Raw genomic sequence first — 15,745 nt, forward strand, 5'->3', positions numbered from 1 at the left:
CTATTCACTTATCAATTTATTCACAAAAGTAGGAATTTCTTATCCGACATCACTATTTTGGGATGAGAATTTGCAAAGGCAATTACTATTTATACCTTTGTGACTTCAATAGAGAATGTGATTTCAATAGAGAATTAGTAACCCGTTAAAAGAGGAAATTGATTATGCGTTCATTCATAGTGCTTCTTTGTTTAGTACCCACCCTCCTGCTTGCCCAACAAAGCAAACTTGAAACACAGTTGAAACAGGCAATCAAAGATAAGAAAGCTGAAATAGGGATTGCCGTTATTATTAACGGAAAAGATACGGTAACTGTCAATAATGACATTCACTACCCGTTGATGAGCGTATTCAAGTTTCATCAGGCGTTGGCATTGGCCGATTATATGGGAAAGAAAAAACAATCACTGGACACCCGGTTGCCAATCAAAAAATCAGATTTAAAGCCGGATACTTACAGTCCGCTACGGGATAAATATCCGCAGGGCGGAATTGAAATGAGTATTGCCGACCTGCTAAAATATACACTCCAACAGAGTGACAACAATGCCTGCGATATTTTTTTTGATTATCAGGGAGGTCCGGATGCCGTAAACAAGTATATCCATTCACTGGGAATTCGGGAATGTGCCATTGCCGGTACGGAAACTGCCATGCACGAAGACTTGAACCTATGTTATGAAAACTGGACTACTCCGTTAGCCGCAGCCGAATTAGTGGAAATATTCCGTAAGAAGCCATTGTTTCCCAAAGTGTACAAAGACTTCATATTTCAAACAATGGTGGAGTGTCAAACCGGACAAGACCGTCTGGTTGCTCCGTTGCTCGACAAAAAAGTAACCGTAGGCCATAAAACCGGAACGGGAGATCTTAATGCGAAAGGACAACAAATCGGTTGTAATGACATCGGTTTCGTTCTTTTGCCCGGTGGACGTACTTATAGTATAGCTGTCTTCGTGAAGGATTCTGAAGAAAATAATCAAGCGAACAGTAAAATTATCGCTGATATTTCCCGTATCGTTTACGAATATGTAATGCAGCATTAAGATGGAGACAAAGACATTCGGTACGAATGAAGATTGAAACAAAGTAATAGAAATTAGAAAATTCATTTATATGAAACTACATCATATCGCTATCTGGACTTTTCGTCTGGAAGAACTAAAAGAGTTCTATGTCCGCTTCTTCGGAGGAAAAAGCAACGAAAAATATATCAATCCCAAGAAAGGATTCGAGTCCTATTTTATCTCTTTTGGAGAGGGAACAGACTTGGAACTGATGAGCCGTACAGATGTACAGAACACTCCCATTGAAGAAAACAGGGTTGGACTGACACACTTTGCTTTCACCTTCCCCAGCCAGGAAGAAGTATTACGCTTCACCGAACAAATGCGTTCGGAAGGATATACCATCGCCGGCGAACCGCGCACTTCGGGAGACGGATACTTTGAAAGTGTAGTCCTCGATCCTGACGGAAACCGGATTGAGTGCGTATATCGGAAAACAGCAAACGAATCGAAAAACAAAGCAAGACAGGAAACTGACATAGAAAATATTCCCCCCGTGACGCTCCATACAGAACGTTTATTTCTCCGCCCTTTCGAAGAAAGAGATGCAGAAACGTTTTTCGCTTGCTGCCAGAACCCGAATTTGGGAAACAATGCCGGATGGCCACCCCATCGTACGTTGGATGAATCCCGCCGGATACTTCATTCCACATTTATCAACCAAGAGGGAATATGGGCAGTGATACTAAAAGATACAAAACAGCTAATCGGTTCCGTAGGAATTATCCCCGACCCTAAACGCGAAAATCCGCAAGTGAGAATGTTGGGTTACTGGCTCGACGAATCTTATTGGGGCAAAGGATACATGACCGAAGCAGTGCAGGGTGTCCTCAACTATGGCTTTGAAGAATTGCGGCTTAGCCTCATCACAGCTACCTGTTATCCGCACAACAAACGTTCGCAGAAAGTACTGAAAAAGAACGGTTTCATCTATGAAGGTACACTTCATCAGGCAGAACTGACTTACAACGGAAACATCTACGACCACCAGTGCTACTACCTGCCCGGCATCTCCCAACCTACTCCGGAAGACTATGATGAAATCCTCCATGTATGGGAAATGTCCGTTCGCCACACGCATGATTTCCTGACGGAAGAACATATCCAGTTCTATAAACCACTGGTGCGGAAGCATTATCTACCCGCTGTTGAACTTTTTGTTATCCGGAATGCCAACGGAAAGATTGCCGCCTTCATGGGATTGAGCGACGAACTGATCGAAATGTTATTCGTACACCCCGACGAACAGGGAAAAGGATATGGCAAACGATTAATGGAATATGCAAGAGACAAAAAACATATGGATAAGGTGGACGTAAACGAGCAGAATGAAAAAGCACTCCAGTTCTATCTCCATTTGGGATTCCAAGTCATCGGCAGAGATGAAACGGACAGCATGGGTAAACCTTTCCCTATTCTTCATTTGCAACTGCCGGAAGCTGATTCCACTAATAGAGATTAATTTCCCAAAAACGAAAGAAACATGAACTTACGTGCCAGATTATCCGAACGTGTACACATTGAAGATATCAGAGAAGTACTCCATTTCATACAGGACGACGAGCGTCTTAGAGAAGAAGTCTACCAGCTGATATTCGACAAAGACCACATTGTTTCCTATCAGGCATTGTGGGTATGTACTCATTTCTCCAAGGCAGATGTAGAATGGTTGAGCCGGAAACAAGAAGAATTGATTGACGCTGCCATGACCTGCCCACACTCGGGAAAACGGAGAATGATCCTGAACCTGATATGCCAGCAACCTGCCGCCGATCCGCCACGAGTGGATTTCCTTGATTTCTGCATGGAACGCATGATATCCCGCGAGGAACCACCGGGCGTGCAATCGCTCTGCATGAAACTGGCTTATCAACTGACACGCTCCATCCCGGAACTGCAACAGGAATTACGCACAATACTGGAAATCATGGAGCCCGACTTACTGGTTCCCGCTATCCGTTCCGTACGAAAAAACACCCTGAAAGCCATGAAAGCAAAGAAAAACAGATAATTTCTATCGCTTTTATCTCACCGTTCAATTAGAGTATATTCAGATGGAATATCTGGGATATACCCGTCACCGAAATCTGAATACCGATGCAGAAAGTGAAAAAAGCAACAAGCTTATTAATAATTTGATTTCCCACCGGTCCCAACCTCTGAATAAACCTCTGCCCTTGTGAAAGGAATACATAAAAGATGGCCGCCATACAAATAATAACAAGCGCAATGACCAAATAATTAATCCCAGTTTGCAACAATTTGCCTTTAACACTGGCAGACGCCATCAAAGTAAAGATAACCGATATACTGCCCGGTCCGATACTGATAGGAAACGTGATGGGATAAAATATCTTCTGCTCGATGTTTTTCCATCTGAAACCGTCTACATTCTTACTGGCTTCTTCTTTATCAGACGAACCTGAATCGCCCAACAGCTCCATTGCCGTCTTACAAATCAATATTCCACCTCCTAACTGAATAACAGGAATAGCCAAACCGAAAATCAATAGAAACAGATGTCCTATCACCAATGTCCCTACACCGATCATTATAAAATTGAGCGTCAGCTTCTGAATGGCTGCTTTCCGTTGTTGAGGATCGAGGTCTGTAAAGAATCCATTGACGACAAAACCATTCCCCAAAGGGTTTATCACCGGAAACAGCGCCATAAACGATGACGAAAATATGATGAGAAGATTACTTAATGACATAATACCTGTTTTTTGATACTTTATTAATATCTGATATGTATCTAAAACATAAATGAAACGTTATTGTTTTGAGAATATGCTTTTGCGAGATGAATCCGCATCGGTTGAATACCTCGTGAAAGCAGCTTATAATAAACCTTTAACTAGAAATTAAAATTATGTGTACAAGAGTCGTTTATTCGGGAAAAAATGGAATGGTGGTAACCGGCCGGTCTATGGACTGGAAAACAGAAATGCACAGCAATCTTTGGGTATTTCCCAAAGGTATGGAAAGAAATGGAGAAACGGGAGCCAACTCCCTGCAATGGACGTCCAAGTATGGCAGCGTGGTGACTTCGGCTTTCGAGATTGCCAGTACAGACGGGATGAATGAAAAAGGGTTGGTTGCCAATCTGTTATGGTTGCCCGAAACGGAGTATCCGGTCAGAGATCAAAGTAAACCGGGACTTGCCATTACTGCATGGGTGCAATATATGCTGGATAACTTCGCCACCGTAGACGAGGCTGTCGCTTTCATTGATGAAAACACTTTCCAAGTGGTATCGGACCTGATGCCGGATGGTTCCCGCCTGGCAACCTTGCATTTATCTATTTCCGACGCAACGGGCGATTGTGCAATATTCGAATATACGAGTGGAAAGCTGACTGTTTACCACAGCAAGGAGTACAAAGTAATGACCAACTCCCCTACCTACAACAAGCAACTGGCACTAAACGAATACTGGAAATCAATAGGTGGATTGAGCTTCCTGCCCGGAACCAACCGTCCGTCCGACCGTTTTGCAAGAGCCAGTTTTTATATCAATGCCCTGCCCCCAACAGATGATGTGAGAATAGCCGTGGCAAGCGTATTCAGCGTTATCCGTAATACTTCTGTTCCTTATGGCATATCCACTCCCGAATTTCCGGAAATTTCCACCACACAATGGAGAACGGTATCGGATAGTAAGAATTTGCTCTACTTCTTCGAATCAAGTCTGACACCTAATACATTCTGGGTAAACTTACGGGAAACAGACTTGTCGGAAGGAGCTCCGGTACTCAAATTATCTATCGCAAACGGTGAAACTTATCATGGAAATGCAACGAAAGAGTTTAAACCGGCACAGCCGTTCAGATTTATGGGAGTAAAAGGATAAAATTATCCCCGGAAACGATCCATCTGAAGCACATCCCAAAAGTTTTTGTATCTAACTTTTAAGACGTATTTCGATCATTTCCGGGGATAAAATCTGTTTCTTTAACAGCTTGCCATTAATTGAAATAATAAAGGAACACAGCAATTCCTTCCAGCGCCTTCTTTGGTTGGTCTTTTATTTCGATAGCAAACTTGATTTCCGCTTTTGCCACACCACGCAGATTAGTCAGCGAGTGCAAAGTAGTCACCAGACGGATGCTCTGTCCTGACAATACAGCCTGACCGAATTTCATTTTGTCCATGCCGTAGTTAATCATCATTTTCAGGTTATTCACCTGGATAATCTGATTCCACAAATAAGGAAGCATGGATAATGTCAGGTAGCCATGAGCAATCGTGCTATGATAAGGGCTGTCTACTTTCGCACGTTCCGTATCTACATGAATCCATTGATGATCCAGCGTTGCATCAGCAAAAAGATTGATACGTTCCTGCGAGAGTTCCACATAATCGGAAACACCTATCTGTTGGCCTACTAGTTTTTCGAATTCTTCGTACGAATTGATAATTACTTTTTCCATAAGTCTTATCGTTTTTATGGGGGTTATTTACTATTAAATTGGGGACAAAAATAGGAAAAATAAACTGATATGCCACCAAATTTATAAATAAAAGCAAGGAATGAAGTATTTAGGTATGTTTTACAAACTGGAAGCCTGTTTCAGTGCTTCTGTCAGAATACTGTACCCCTTACCATTCAAATGTAAATCGTCGAGAGTCAACTCCGGATTCAGCCTGCCATCCTGCAATAAACGATTGAATACGTCCAGATAGACAATATCTGTTCCCTGCAATTTTTCGTGTATCTTCCGGTTAAGGATCTGGATAAATTTATTCACAGCCGTACTGTAATCATCGTAATCATTACGCGGAAAAATACAGAAAAGATATGTTTTCAGTGAAGGGACGGCAAGAACCGCTTTTACATAACGCTCTACATATTCATCTATATTTTCATCGTTCAACTGATAAATATCATTGGTTCCGAATTGAACGACGACCTGGCAATCGGAAGTGTCTACCGCAAAAGACTCCACATAGGCCAGCCCTTCACCGGGAGCACCATAGTTCAGACATTCCCATTGTGGGAAATAGATATCTAGTGCCCAAAAAGCCATGTGACTGTTACCAAGAAAGGCAAATTTTGGTTTTTCTTCTATCCTATCCATACAATTTCATTCAAACGTCCACGTTATCTCACTCAAACTCTCAAACAAATATAGAATAAAATTCGCGGATTTACGTTACTTTTGCAAAGGTAATCACATTCATTCATATATATAAACCGATGATACATTTTTTCAAGAAACCCGTTTCTCACCTTGCGTTGCCGGAAAAATTCACTTATCCTTTCCATTATACACCTCATCCATTGTGTGTGTTGGCTGCGGAAGAAGTGAAAGAATATATTGCAAGCCGGAAAGAATGGCAAGAGGAATTGGCTTCCGGAAAGATGTTTGGAGTGTTGATTGTGCAAACGAACAACAGAATAACAAACAACGAAGAAAATCAGATTGGTTATCTTGCAGCTTTCTCCGGCAATCTGGACGGAAAGAATCTGCATCCTTATTTCGTTCCTCCTGTTTATGACCTATTACAACCAGAGGGATTCTTCAAAATCGAAGAAGAACAGATTTCTGCCATTAATATCCGTATTCGTGAATTGGAAAACAGTAGTTCTTATCTCGATTCAAAAGAGAAATGGAAGATAGAAACGGAACAGGCTAAAGCTGTTTTGAATCAAGCAAAAGCGGAGCTTAAAATGGCAAAGGAGGCGAGAGAGATTCGCCGCCAGTCATCTCCGGAGCTTTCCGAAGAAGAACAAGCCTCCCTGATTCGGGAAAGCCAATACCAAAAAGCGGAATACAAACGACTGGAAAAGGAATGGAAAAAACGATTGGAAGAGCTCGAAACGGAAGTCAGGCACTTCGATATTGAAATAGAGCGATTGAAAACCGAACGAAAAGAACGTTCAGCAGCTTTACAAAGAAAGTTATTCGAGCAATTCCGGATGCTAAATGCCCAAGGAGAGGTGAAAGACTTATATACTATTTTCGAGCAAACGGTTCAGAAAGTTCCTCCTGCCGGTGCGGGTGAATGTGCTTTGCCTAAGTTATTACAATATGCGTATCTTCATCAATTAAAGCCATTGGCTATGGCTGAATTCTGGTGGGGCGACTCTCCTAAAAACGAAATCCGGCATCACGGATATTATTATCCTTCCTGCAAAGGGAAGTGCGAACCGATTCTGCAACACATGTTGCAAGGATTGGAGGTAGACGAAAATTCACTGCTGAATCCTGTTCATGAAGAGGAAGAACTGGAAATCGTGTTTGAAGATGAATGGTTGCTGGTAGTCAATAAACCGGCAGGGATGTTGTCCGTTCCAGGAAAAGCGGAGGACAGAGATTCAGTCTATCATCGTTTGAAGAAAAAATATCCCGAAGCTACCGGTCCCATGATTGTACATCGGCTCGATATGGCTACTTCAGGATTATTGCTCGTTGCCAAAACAAAAGAGGTACATCAGGATTTACAGGCGCAATTTGCAAACAGAAGTATTAAGAAACGCTATGTGGCTGTGCTGGATGGGGCGATAATAAAAACAGAGAAAGAGACAAAGCCAATAGCAGAGAAAGCTATATTAATAGCAAAGAACACTGTATCAACGAAAAAAACAGCAAAAGCAGAAAGAACAGGAAGTACAGGAAGAATCGAACTCCCTCTTTGTCTGAATCCTCTCGACCGTCCTCGGCAAATGGTCAGTAGCGAACACGGGAAAGAAGCGATTACAGAATATCAGATAATCAGTGAGTCTGAAAGAATTACCAGTGAATCTGAAAACACTTTCAACGAATCAAACAGGATTGATGAATCAGAACGGAGTATCAATGAGTCAAGAAAATACACCCGGATTATCTTCTATCCATTGACCGGACGCACACATCAGTTAAGAGTACACGCCGCCCATCCGGAAGGCTTGGGATGCCCCATACTTGGAGACGAACTCTACGGAAAGAAAGCAGACAGACTATACCTCCATGCCGAATATATAGAGTTCCGCCATCCCATATACGGAGACATTCTCTGCATACAGAAAGAGGCCGATTTCCATAAAAAAATATGATTAAGCTATGAACCAAATTCTTTTTGAAATGTATATAGGGGTAATTACTAATTTTCAAAAAGAACCTGACTATGGACATCAAATTCCGCATTACAAAGTATTTAGCCGTATCTGCTTTAGCAATGCTGCTACTGGGAGCCTGCTCCAAAAACAATATCTACATCAACTATCCTGACGAAGAAAACAACGGAGGCTCATCCGGCTCCGGCAATGATGACAACAACGGTAATCCGGCCAAAGAGAATGCGCTGATTACTTTCAGTGCTTCCGTAGAAGGACGAAACATCACACGAGCCATGTCCCCCATGGGAAAAGGACTTCAAAGCTGGTTGTGTGCCTATACAGCCAACACATCGAACAATATCACAGGCGCTCCCGTTGCTCAAGGCAACTATGTCACCTCCTCCCCCGGTGTACTGACAGGAAATCTAGGATATAAAATGTATTTGAGCAATGCTATCTATAGCTTTTATGCCGTATCATGCAATTCCACCAGCCCGGCGCCTACTTTCACCAACGGACTATCCGAACCTTTATCCAACGGAGTAGATTATCTTTGGTGGCACGCAGTTCATCAGGACATCGCCAGTTCACAGATAAATATCCCCATAACCTACCAACACGCAGCCACGCAAGTAGTTGTAGCGATCGCCGGAGGAGAAAATATCACTTTAAACAAGATACTTTCCGCTACCATCACCCCACCGAAACCGGGCGCAATCATGGATTTGTCAACAGGTATCATCACTTCGGAAGTCAGCTATGACAAAGCAGCCGATATGGGAATCAACGACTTCACCGTACAATATATCATGTTACCCGTAAAGAGCTCCTCTCCCATGACTTTGACACTGGAGCTGATGGTAAACGGAGAAAGCTTTTCACGTACCTACACCACTCCGCTCACTCCACCCAACAACCTCCTGTCAGCCGGAAATTCATACCTTTTCCGGGCAGTTATCAATGAAAACTCCATCTCATTCGCCAATGTCAGTGTGAAAGAATGGACAGAGGTAGACGAAAGCGGAAACCCGCTATACCCTGTACAAGATTAAAATATCCGAAATAAAATCAAAGCAAACCAGGTTACGCAAGCCACAAACCGGGTTATGCAAACTGCAAGTCGGGTTACGCAAGCCACCAACCGGCAATCATGCCACCGTTTGCGTAACCTGACTATTCGTAAATACCTGCTTCTTCAACCTGCGATAAACATAGATAAAGGCCGGCACGAGGAATAAGTCTGCCGCTATCCAAGCCATCGGATCACCGTAGCAGACAGCAATAAAACCGAATACCGGTACGGCATAGAGACTGACAAGAATACGAGCAATCATCTCCGCCACTCCAGAGAACATGGCAAGATTGGTAAAGCCTACTCCCTGAATGGTATAACGCAAGATGCACAACAAACCAAGCATTGGGAAGAACATACAGGAGACATGCAGGAACAACTCCGTATCCAGCAGAATTTCCGTTTCCGACGGGTCTACGAAGATCAACGCGAAATATTTAGCCCCTATCATCAGAAGAAGGAACGTGAAAGCCGCATAAATAATCATCATCAGAGCACTAGCCTTGATTCCCAACCAAATACGTTCCGGTTTACCCGCTCCGTAATTCTGTCCGCTATATGTAGCCATCGCAATGCCCAAACTCTCGAACGTACAGATAAAGAACATCTTGATGCGCATAGCAGACGTAAAGGCTGCCACACACGCCGTTCCCAAGGCATTATTCGCACTCTGAAGCATGATGCTGCCGATAGCCGTGATAGAAAACTGCAATCCCATAGGCACACCGATGTAGAGCAGCGTCTTAGCCAGTTTCGACTGGAACCGGCGCTCTTTCGGAGTACCCTGCAATATTTCAAACTTCCGGTACATATAAATGTAGCAGAGAACAGCCGACAATCCTTGCGAAAAGACAGTAGCAATAGCAGCTCCCGCCACTCCCCAGTCAAGTACCAGAATACAGAACAAGTCGAGAATGATATTCAGAACAGCCGCAAACAACAGAAACCAGAAAGGCGTCTTACTGTCTCCCAACGCACGGATAATGCTCGAAAGAAGATTATAGAAAAACGTACACGGCACACCGATGAAAGTGACAAGCAAGTAAGCATAAGCTCCTTCAAAAATATTCTCCGGCGTACGCATGATCCGAAGAATATCCTCACATAAAATACAGGTGAGAAGTGCAATTACCACCGACATTCCCGCAGCCAGTTTCAGACTGACAGCCACATAACTGCGCATCGTACTGTAATCCCGCGCCCCAAACTTCTGCGCAACGGGTATTCCGAACCCTCCGCAACATCCATTGCAGAACCCGAGAATGAGAAATACCACTGACGTGCTGGCTCCAACAGAAGCTAACGCGTTTATTCCCAAGAACTTTCCTACAATTGCAGCATCAACAAGCGAATACGTTTGTTGCAACAGATTGCCAAGTAAAAGCGGCAGTGTAAACTTTAAAATGAGAGGTAATGCCGGCCCTGCCGTCATTTCTTTAGAAGTTGCCATACGTCTATGTTCTAAAATTGGGCGCAAAGATACGGAATATTCAACGAATTAATCCTTGTTTCCCGTCCCTCTTTTAGTTGACATAAATCAAAAAATTGTGATTAAACACTAAACAGTTAATCATTTAACAAGTCGTTTAGGCGAACCATGCCACGAACAACCCAGACAGAAAACCTCTGTCAAGTCGAACCCTTCCATCGAATCTTCCGGATATTTGGGAACGACTTCACCATTTTCGAGCACATAAACCAACAGCCTTTCACCCTGTTCATTCTTCACATACATGGCTGCAATCTTGCATTGCGGACATAATAACTTTTTCATGCCGCAAAGATACAGATTGTTTCCGTCATCCACAAGCTCTTCAGAAGATGTTTCAAAAAGCCTGTTCATGATTTACCATCAGAAAAGAAAATACCCACCAGAAAGATACATTTTAACAAAATACGCCTGTGATTCTGCATAATCTTCGCTATCTTTGTCAATCCAAAGTGTAAAGAAGAAAGAGATGAAGGTATCACGCATCGCACACGAAAAGAAAACAGTAGAGTTAATGATCCGCCTCTATTGTCGGAAAAAAGAAAAAAACAAGATTCTTTGTACCGACTGTGAAGAGTTGCTTCGCTATGCACATGCCCGTCTCGACCGTTGTCCGTTTGGAGAGAAAAAGGGTGCATGCAAAGAGTGCACGGTACATTGTTACAAGCCTGTCCTGCGCGAACGAATGCGACAGGTAATGCGTTTTTCCGGACCGAGAATGTTGTTCTATGCACCCTGGCAAACCATACGACATTTATTGAACCTATAACTTACTAAAAAAAATCAGTAATGAAAAAAGCCATTATCATAGGGGCCACCTCCGGTATCGGACAAGAAGTTGCAAAATGCCTGTTACTGGAAGGCTGGAAAATCGGAGTAGCCGGCAGACGGCAATCTTCTCTCGAAAACCTGCAACGGGCAGCACCGGATCAAATTCAAATCCAAGCATTAGACGTAACCCAAGAGGATGCAAGCGAAAAGCTGAATCTGCTCATCGACAAACTAGGCGGCATGGATTTGTTTCTTCTTAGTTCCGGCATCGGTTTCCAGAATATGGACCTGAACATGGAAGTAGAATTGAACACAGCACACACCAATGTAGCAGGCTTTATCCGAATGGTAGATACCGCTTTCACGTACTTCAAGAAAAACGGAGGCGGACATCTGGCCGTTATCAGTTCCATTGCCGGAACGAAAGGGCTCGGAGTTGCTCCTGCCTATTCCGCCACCAAACGTTTTCAAAACACTTATATAGATGCGCTTGAACAACTGTCATACCTGCAAAAGCTACATATCCGTTTTACCGATATTCGTCCCGGATTTGTAGCCACCGATTTACTGAATGACGGAAAGCATTATCCACTGCTGATGGATGCCGCCGAAGTGGGCCGTCATATCTCTTGGTCGCTGAAGCGCAAACAACGGGTAGCAGTAATCGACTGGCGTTACCGGATTCTGGTGTTTTTCTGGAAAATGACTCCCCGCTGGATGTGGAAACGTCTGCCGGTGAAAACAAATTAACCCCAAAAGTGAACAAGCCGGGAAATGAACAGGTAATTAGCAAGATCAGATAACTCCTATTCCAATAATTCTACCTATATTTGTCCTGTAACATAAACTTATAATCTAACAAAAAAAGATGGAACAAAAAATTTGTCAGAGTTGCGGTATGCCGATAGACGACTCAACTTTTGGAAAAGAAGCAGACGGTAGCAAGAATCAGGATTATTGCCACTATTGCTATGCGGACGGACATTTCACGAAAGAGTGTACGATGGACGAAATGATCGAACTCAACCTGAATTACCTCGATGAGTTTAATAAAGACTCGGAAGTGAAATACACGGTGGAAGAAGCACGTAAAACGATGAAAGAGTTCTTCCCACAGTTGAAGAGATGGAAATAATCAATCATGAATATAGAAATGTGTCGAAAATAACCTAAAACCATATCTCGACACATTTTTACATTCTAAAGCTTTTTCACTGAAATCAATCACTATTGCCATTCAGTTCCGGATGGCGTTCCAGCCATTTTACCGCATAAGAACAGGTGGCTTTCGGTTTCATTCCGTTGGCTATTGCATAGTCGTACGCAGCTTTCACCAATGCAGCGGCTATTCCGCGACCTTCTATCGGGCGGGGCACGATGGTATGAATGATGTCGAGAGAATCACCTAAGAGGCGATATTGTACAAAGGCGGTACGACCGTCTACTTCTGTCTTAAACAAATGCTGTTCGGGCTGATGAATAATTTCGTAATCCATAATCTATATTGTTCTAAAGTTCATTATTATTTTAAGTACTCTTGCCTAATAATTATCTATTATCAGGCACGGATTTTACGTTTTTTTCAAAATGACGCATAGATAAAGCAACAGTGTTCATCAGCGTAATTCGTGCCTAGATTTATTATATAAACTAATTATGAAAGCATATTTATAATCAAAATTGTTCTATCCATTGCAACCGGTTGGTATCGTAACCGCGGCGTTCGACAGCGGTGACGAGTTTCTTTTTGATTTCCTCGGGCAGTTGCGGCGTGCGGCTTAGTATCCAGAGATATTTATCGGTGCTGCTGCCTACAAGGGCATAGTTGTAATTCTCTTCATCCAGCTCCAATATGTAATAATCAGAGTAGAAATTAAGGAAGAAAGAGACTTTCAGTTTACCCGGTTGCGCGGGATCGGGTATCTTGGCGTGTCCGTTGGCAGTCTTGCAGATATCATAAGGAGAATTGCGCTTGCATCCCCGGTTCTCCACACGAATCGTACCGTCGGGACGAAGCGTGTAAGTGGCCGTGACATCTACCAGTCCGTGTTCGAAACGGTTCTCGTAGCGGGCTATTTCGTACCAAAGTCCCATATATCGGTTCAGGTCGAGAGAGGAGACCGTGGTGTGATCCGTACCTTTAAAAAGACGTTCGACAGTAGGGATGGAAAAACGAAACCCGGCTTCCGTCAGACGTGTCGGGCGGACTTTCTGACCGGCTGTAAGGAAAGAAGCCGCTTCACCGTAAAATATACGGAAAGCCCGCTGCGGAGCAACAATCGTTGTCCATGCCTGATAAGCTTTTCCCATCTCACGGGTAAAAGAATATTGCGAAATCTGTTGCGGAGCGACCAGATTATACACACCCCGCGTTTCTTCGTGGGCGATAAAAAACTCCATGGCACGGCAAAGGTCGTGCATGGCTATCCACGGGAAAGACTGGGTGCCGGGACCGATGGCGGTAGCTACCTTCGTGGCTTGCAAAGGACGAAGCATCTGCTGCATCGCTCCCCCATCCGGAGAAAGCACTACGCCAAAGCGTGTAATGACGAGCCGGGTAGGTTGGGGACAGTGTTTGGCTTCTTTCTCCCATGCATAACAGAGATCGGAAAGAAAACCGTCGCCGCGGGTACGGGTATATTCGTCCGCTTCCACTTCCGGAGGATAATAGCCCACGGCGGAAGCTGAAATCATCAGTTTCGGTTTTGTCTTGACGGCATTTAACGCACGGATAATACGGTGCGTCACCACAATGCGGCTGTTGAACAATTCCTGTTTGTACTCCGGTGTCCAACGCTTATTGATGGGTGCGCCAGCCAGGTTGATGATTACGTCGCAATGCGTCAATGTCTGAATCAAATGTCCGGACATACCTTCGCGGAACATCGATCTTCCCAAGGGAATAATCCGGTGTCCGCCCTTTTCTGTGAGATAATTGGAAAGATGTTTACCTATATATCCGGTAGCTCCGGTCATTGCTATATTCATCTTGATTCATTATTTATTTTAACTCTATTAGAAAAACGTATAAAATGCAAGAAAAGTTCTTTGAAAAAAACAAAATGGGGCTATCTTTGCAAGGCAGACTTTAATACTGAAAGAAAAAAAATCTCTGAACAGACTGACAAAGAGAGAGAAAATTTGTTCTATCAAATAAAGGAGACGATGAACGGCATCTACAAACAGGGCGGACGGAATACAGAAAGCGATCTGTTTGGAGAGAATGGCAAGTATGTGAACAGTCCGACAAAGTCTGAACAAGAAACTGAATGGTATTAACTGAAATAATGAAATAAATAAATGAAGAAACAAACTAAAATCAACTATATTCTTACGCTCATATTAGTATTTTGCATCGGCGCATCCATTCCTGTATTGACAGGCAGCAGCCAGGTGACCGAACAACATTCCGCCAAATCGGAAGTTCCTTATTGTGTCACCTCGCCCACCGTTCCCGCCCAGGTTACTTTTGACGGAGAAACCATTGACCTCCGCCGCTATGACCGCCGCGAACGGATGGATCGTGAGATGATGGCTTTCACCTATATGCATTCCACCACCATGCTACTGATAAAACGTGCCAACCGATACTTCCCCATCATAGAACCGATACTGAAAGCCAACGGCATCCCCGACGACTTCAAATACCTGATGGTAATCGAAAGTAACCTGAACAACATCGCCCGCTCTCCGGCAGGAGCAGCAGGACTGTGGCAGTTTATGCCCGCCACCGGACGGGAATTCGGACTGGAAGTGAACGACAACGTAGACGAACGCTACCACATTGAAAAAGCAACCGTAGCCGCCTGCAAATATTTCAAACAAGCGTATGCCAAATATGGAGACTGGATGGCTGTCTCCGCCGCCTACAATGCCGGACAGGGACGTATCTCCTCCCAACTCGACAAACAACTGGCAAGTCATGCCATGGACTTATGGCTGGTAGAAGAAACTTCCCGCTATATGTTCCGCATATTGGCAGCCAAAGAGATATTCAACAACCCGCAACGTTACGGGTTTCTGTTGAAGCGGGAACATCTGTATCCGCCCATTCCCTACAAAAAGGTGACCGTCTCCACTAGCATCAATGATTTGAATGATTATGCCAAATCACAAGGTATCACATACGCACAACTCCGTGATGCCAACCCCTGGCTGCGCGACACCTCATTAAGGAACAAGACCGGAAAGACATACACCCTCTATATTCCTACACAAGAAGGTATGTATTACGATCCGAAAAAAACAGAGGCCTATAATAAACAATGGGTGATTGACTGAAAATCCTCCCCCCTAACCTCTTC

General features: G+C 43.7%; 18 protein-coding genes. 11 read left to right on the plus strand and 7 right to left on the minus strand.

What is annotated here, in order from left to right:
- Nucleotides 1-164 precede the first annotated feature (164 nt).
- The 3 genes from bla (at nucleotide 165) to HMPREF0106_RS05415 (ending at nucleotide 3,078) form a co-directional block, all read left to right on the plus strand.
- On the plus strand, nucleotides 165-1,046 hold the full coding sequence (gene bla / locus HMPREF0106_RS05425; RefSeq protein ID WP_032851588.1) for a class A beta-lactamase, subclass A2: 882 nt from the start codon (nucleotides 165-167) through the stop codon (nucleotides 1,044-1,046).
- 70 nt (nucleotides 1,047-1,116) lie between these two features.
- Nucleotides 1,117-2,529: a GNAT family N-acetyltransferase gene (locus tag HMPREF0106_RS05420; RefSeq protein WP_009040781.1), complete on the plus strand. Its 1,413-nt coding sequence runs from the start codon at nucleotides 1,117-1,119 to the stop codon at nucleotides 2,527-2,529.
- A 21-nt stretch (nucleotides 2,530-2,550) separates the two neighbouring features.
- Nucleotides 2,551-3,078, plus strand: coding sequence for a hypothetical protein (locus HMPREF0106_RS05415; RefSeq protein WP_004325104.1), 528 nt, complete (start codon nucleotides 2,551-2,553; stop codon nucleotides 3,076-3,078).
- A gap of 28 nt (nucleotides 3,079-3,106) precedes the next feature.
- Here HMPREF0106_RS05415 and HMPREF0106_RS05410 read toward each other — a convergent pair whose 3' ends face one another.
- Nucleotides 3,107-3,781 carry a MarC family protein gene (locus HMPREF0106_RS05410; RefSeq protein WP_004304823.1) on the minus strand — a complete coding sequence of 225 codons (675 nt, stop codon included), beginning with the start codon at nucleotides 3,779-3,781 and terminating at the stop codon, nucleotides 3,107-3,109.
- A gap of 158 nt (nucleotides 3,782-3,939) precedes the next feature.
- Here HMPREF0106_RS05410 and HMPREF0106_RS05405 point away from each other — a divergent pair, with 158 nt between their 5' ends.
- On the plus strand, nucleotides 3,940-4,920 hold the full coding sequence (locus HMPREF0106_RS05405) for a linear amide C-N hydrolase (RefSeq protein ID WP_009040782.1): 981 nt from the start codon (nucleotides 3,940-3,942) through the stop codon (nucleotides 4,918-4,920).
- 115 nt (nucleotides 4,921-5,035) lie between these two features.
- Here the strand turns inward: HMPREF0106_RS05405 and HMPREF0106_RS05400 are convergent, their stop codons facing one another.
- Both HMPREF0106_RS05400 and HMPREF0106_RS05395 read right to left on the minus strand, forming a co-directional pair.
- On the minus strand, nucleotides 5,036-5,500 hold the full coding sequence (locus tag HMPREF0106_RS05400) for a MaoC family dehydratase (RefSeq protein WP_004308264.1): 465 nt from the start codon (nucleotides 5,498-5,500) through the stop codon (nucleotides 5,036-5,038).
- Between the two features lie 120 nt (nucleotides 5,501-5,620).
- Nucleotides 5,621-6,148, minus strand: coding sequence for an SGNH/GDSL hydrolase family protein (locus tag HMPREF0106_RS05395; protein WP_008644372.1), 528 nt, complete (start codon nucleotides 6,146-6,148; stop codon nucleotides 5,621-5,623).
- Between the two features lie 119 nt (nucleotides 6,149-6,267).
- On the opposite strand from HMPREF0106_RS05395, the gene HMPREF0106_RS05390 reads away from it, so the two are divergent.
- Together HMPREF0106_RS05390 and HMPREF0106_RS05385 are read left to right on the plus strand one after the other, a co-directional pair.
- Nucleotides 6,268-8,106 (plus strand): RluA family pseudouridine synthase, encoded by a 1,839-nt coding sequence (locus HMPREF0106_RS05390; protein ID WP_009040783.1) that lies wholly within the window; start codon nucleotides 6,268-6,270, stop codon nucleotides 8,104-8,106.
- 71 nt (nucleotides 8,107-8,177) lie between these two features.
- The gene (locus HMPREF0106_RS05385) at nucleotides 8,178-9,161 is read left to right on the plus strand and encodes a fimbrillin family protein (RefSeq protein WP_004304818.1); all 984 of its coding nucleotides are present in this window, start codon (nucleotides 8,178-8,180) and stop codon (nucleotides 9,159-9,161) included.
- Nucleotides 9,162-9,257: 96 nt separating this feature from the next.
- Here HMPREF0106_RS05385 and HMPREF0106_RS05380 read toward each other — a convergent pair whose 3' ends face one another.
- Both HMPREF0106_RS05380 and HMPREF0106_RS05375 read right to left on the minus strand, forming a co-directional pair.
- Complete coding sequence (locus HMPREF0106_RS05380; protein ID WP_009040784.1) at nucleotides 9,258-10,631, minus strand: MATE family efflux transporter; 1,374 nt, start codon at nucleotides 10,629-10,631, stop codon at nucleotides 9,258-9,260.
- Between the two features lie 120 nt (nucleotides 10,632-10,751).
- Nucleotides 10,752-10,955, minus strand: a complete 204-nt coding sequence (locus tag HMPREF0106_RS05375; protein WP_008771178.1) for a hypothetical protein — start codon at nucleotides 10,953-10,955, stop codon at nucleotides 10,752-10,754.
- Nucleotides 10,956-11,139: 184 nt separating this feature from the next.
- Here HMPREF0106_RS05375 and HMPREF0106_RS05370 point away from each other — a divergent pair, with 184 nt between their 5' ends.
- From HMPREF0106_RS05370 to HMPREF0106_RS05360, 3 genes are all read left to right on the plus strand, one after another.
- Nucleotides 11,140-11,439 carry a nitrous oxide-stimulated promoter family protein gene (locus tag HMPREF0106_RS05370; RefSeq protein WP_008021113.1) on the plus strand — a complete coding sequence of 100 codons (300 nt, stop codon included), beginning with the start codon at nucleotides 11,140-11,142 and terminating at the stop codon, nucleotides 11,437-11,439.
- Between the two features lie 20 nt (nucleotides 11,440-11,459).
- Entirely contained in the window at nucleotides 11,460-12,191 is a 732-nt protein-coding gene (locus tag HMPREF0106_RS05365) for an SDR family NAD(P)-dependent oxidoreductase (protein WP_008644364.1), read from the plus strand.
- 118 nt (nucleotides 12,192-12,309) lie between these two features.
- Entirely contained in the window at nucleotides 12,310-12,576 is a 267-nt protein-coding gene (locus tag HMPREF0106_RS05360; protein ID WP_004314772.1) for a zinc ribbon domain-containing protein, read from the plus strand.
- Nucleotides 12,577-12,661: 85 nt separating this feature from the next.
- Here the strand turns inward: HMPREF0106_RS05360 and HMPREF0106_RS05355 are convergent, their stop codons facing one another.
- Together HMPREF0106_RS05355 and HMPREF0106_RS05350 are read right to left on the minus strand one after the other, a co-directional pair.
- Nucleotides 12,662-12,937, minus strand: a complete 276-nt coding sequence (locus HMPREF0106_RS05355) for a GNAT family N-acetyltransferase (protein WP_004314771.1) — start codon at nucleotides 12,935-12,937, stop codon at nucleotides 12,662-12,664.
- Between the two features lie 178 nt (nucleotides 12,938-13,115).
- A complete protein-coding gene (locus HMPREF0106_RS05350) occupies nucleotides 13,116-14,429 on the minus strand; it encodes a TIGR01777 family oxidoreductase (RefSeq protein WP_009040785.1) in 1,314 nt (437 codons plus the stop codon).
- Between the two features lie 60 nt (nucleotides 14,430-14,489).
- Here HMPREF0106_RS05350 and HMPREF0106_RS27960 point away from each other — a divergent pair, with 60 nt between their 5' ends.
- Nucleotides 14,490-14,720, plus strand: coding sequence for a hypothetical protein (locus HMPREF0106_RS27960; RefSeq protein ID WP_032851589.1), 231 nt, complete (start codon nucleotides 14,490-14,492; stop codon nucleotides 14,718-14,720).
- Between the two features lie 21 nt (nucleotides 14,721-14,741).
- The gene (locus HMPREF0106_RS05345; RefSeq protein WP_008021109.1) at nucleotides 14,742-15,722 is read left to right on the plus strand and encodes a lytic transglycosylase domain-containing protein; all 981 of its coding nucleotides are present in this window, start codon (nucleotides 14,742-14,744) and stop codon (nucleotides 15,720-15,722) included.
- The last annotated feature ends 23 nt before the right edge of the window (nucleotides 15,723-15,745 follow it).

The organism is Bacteroides sp. D22 (genome assembly GCF_000163675.1).
In the GTDB taxonomy this organism is placed as follows: Bacteria; Bacteroidota; Bacteroidia; order Bacteroidales; family Bacteroidaceae; genus Bacteroides; species Bacteroides xylanisolvens.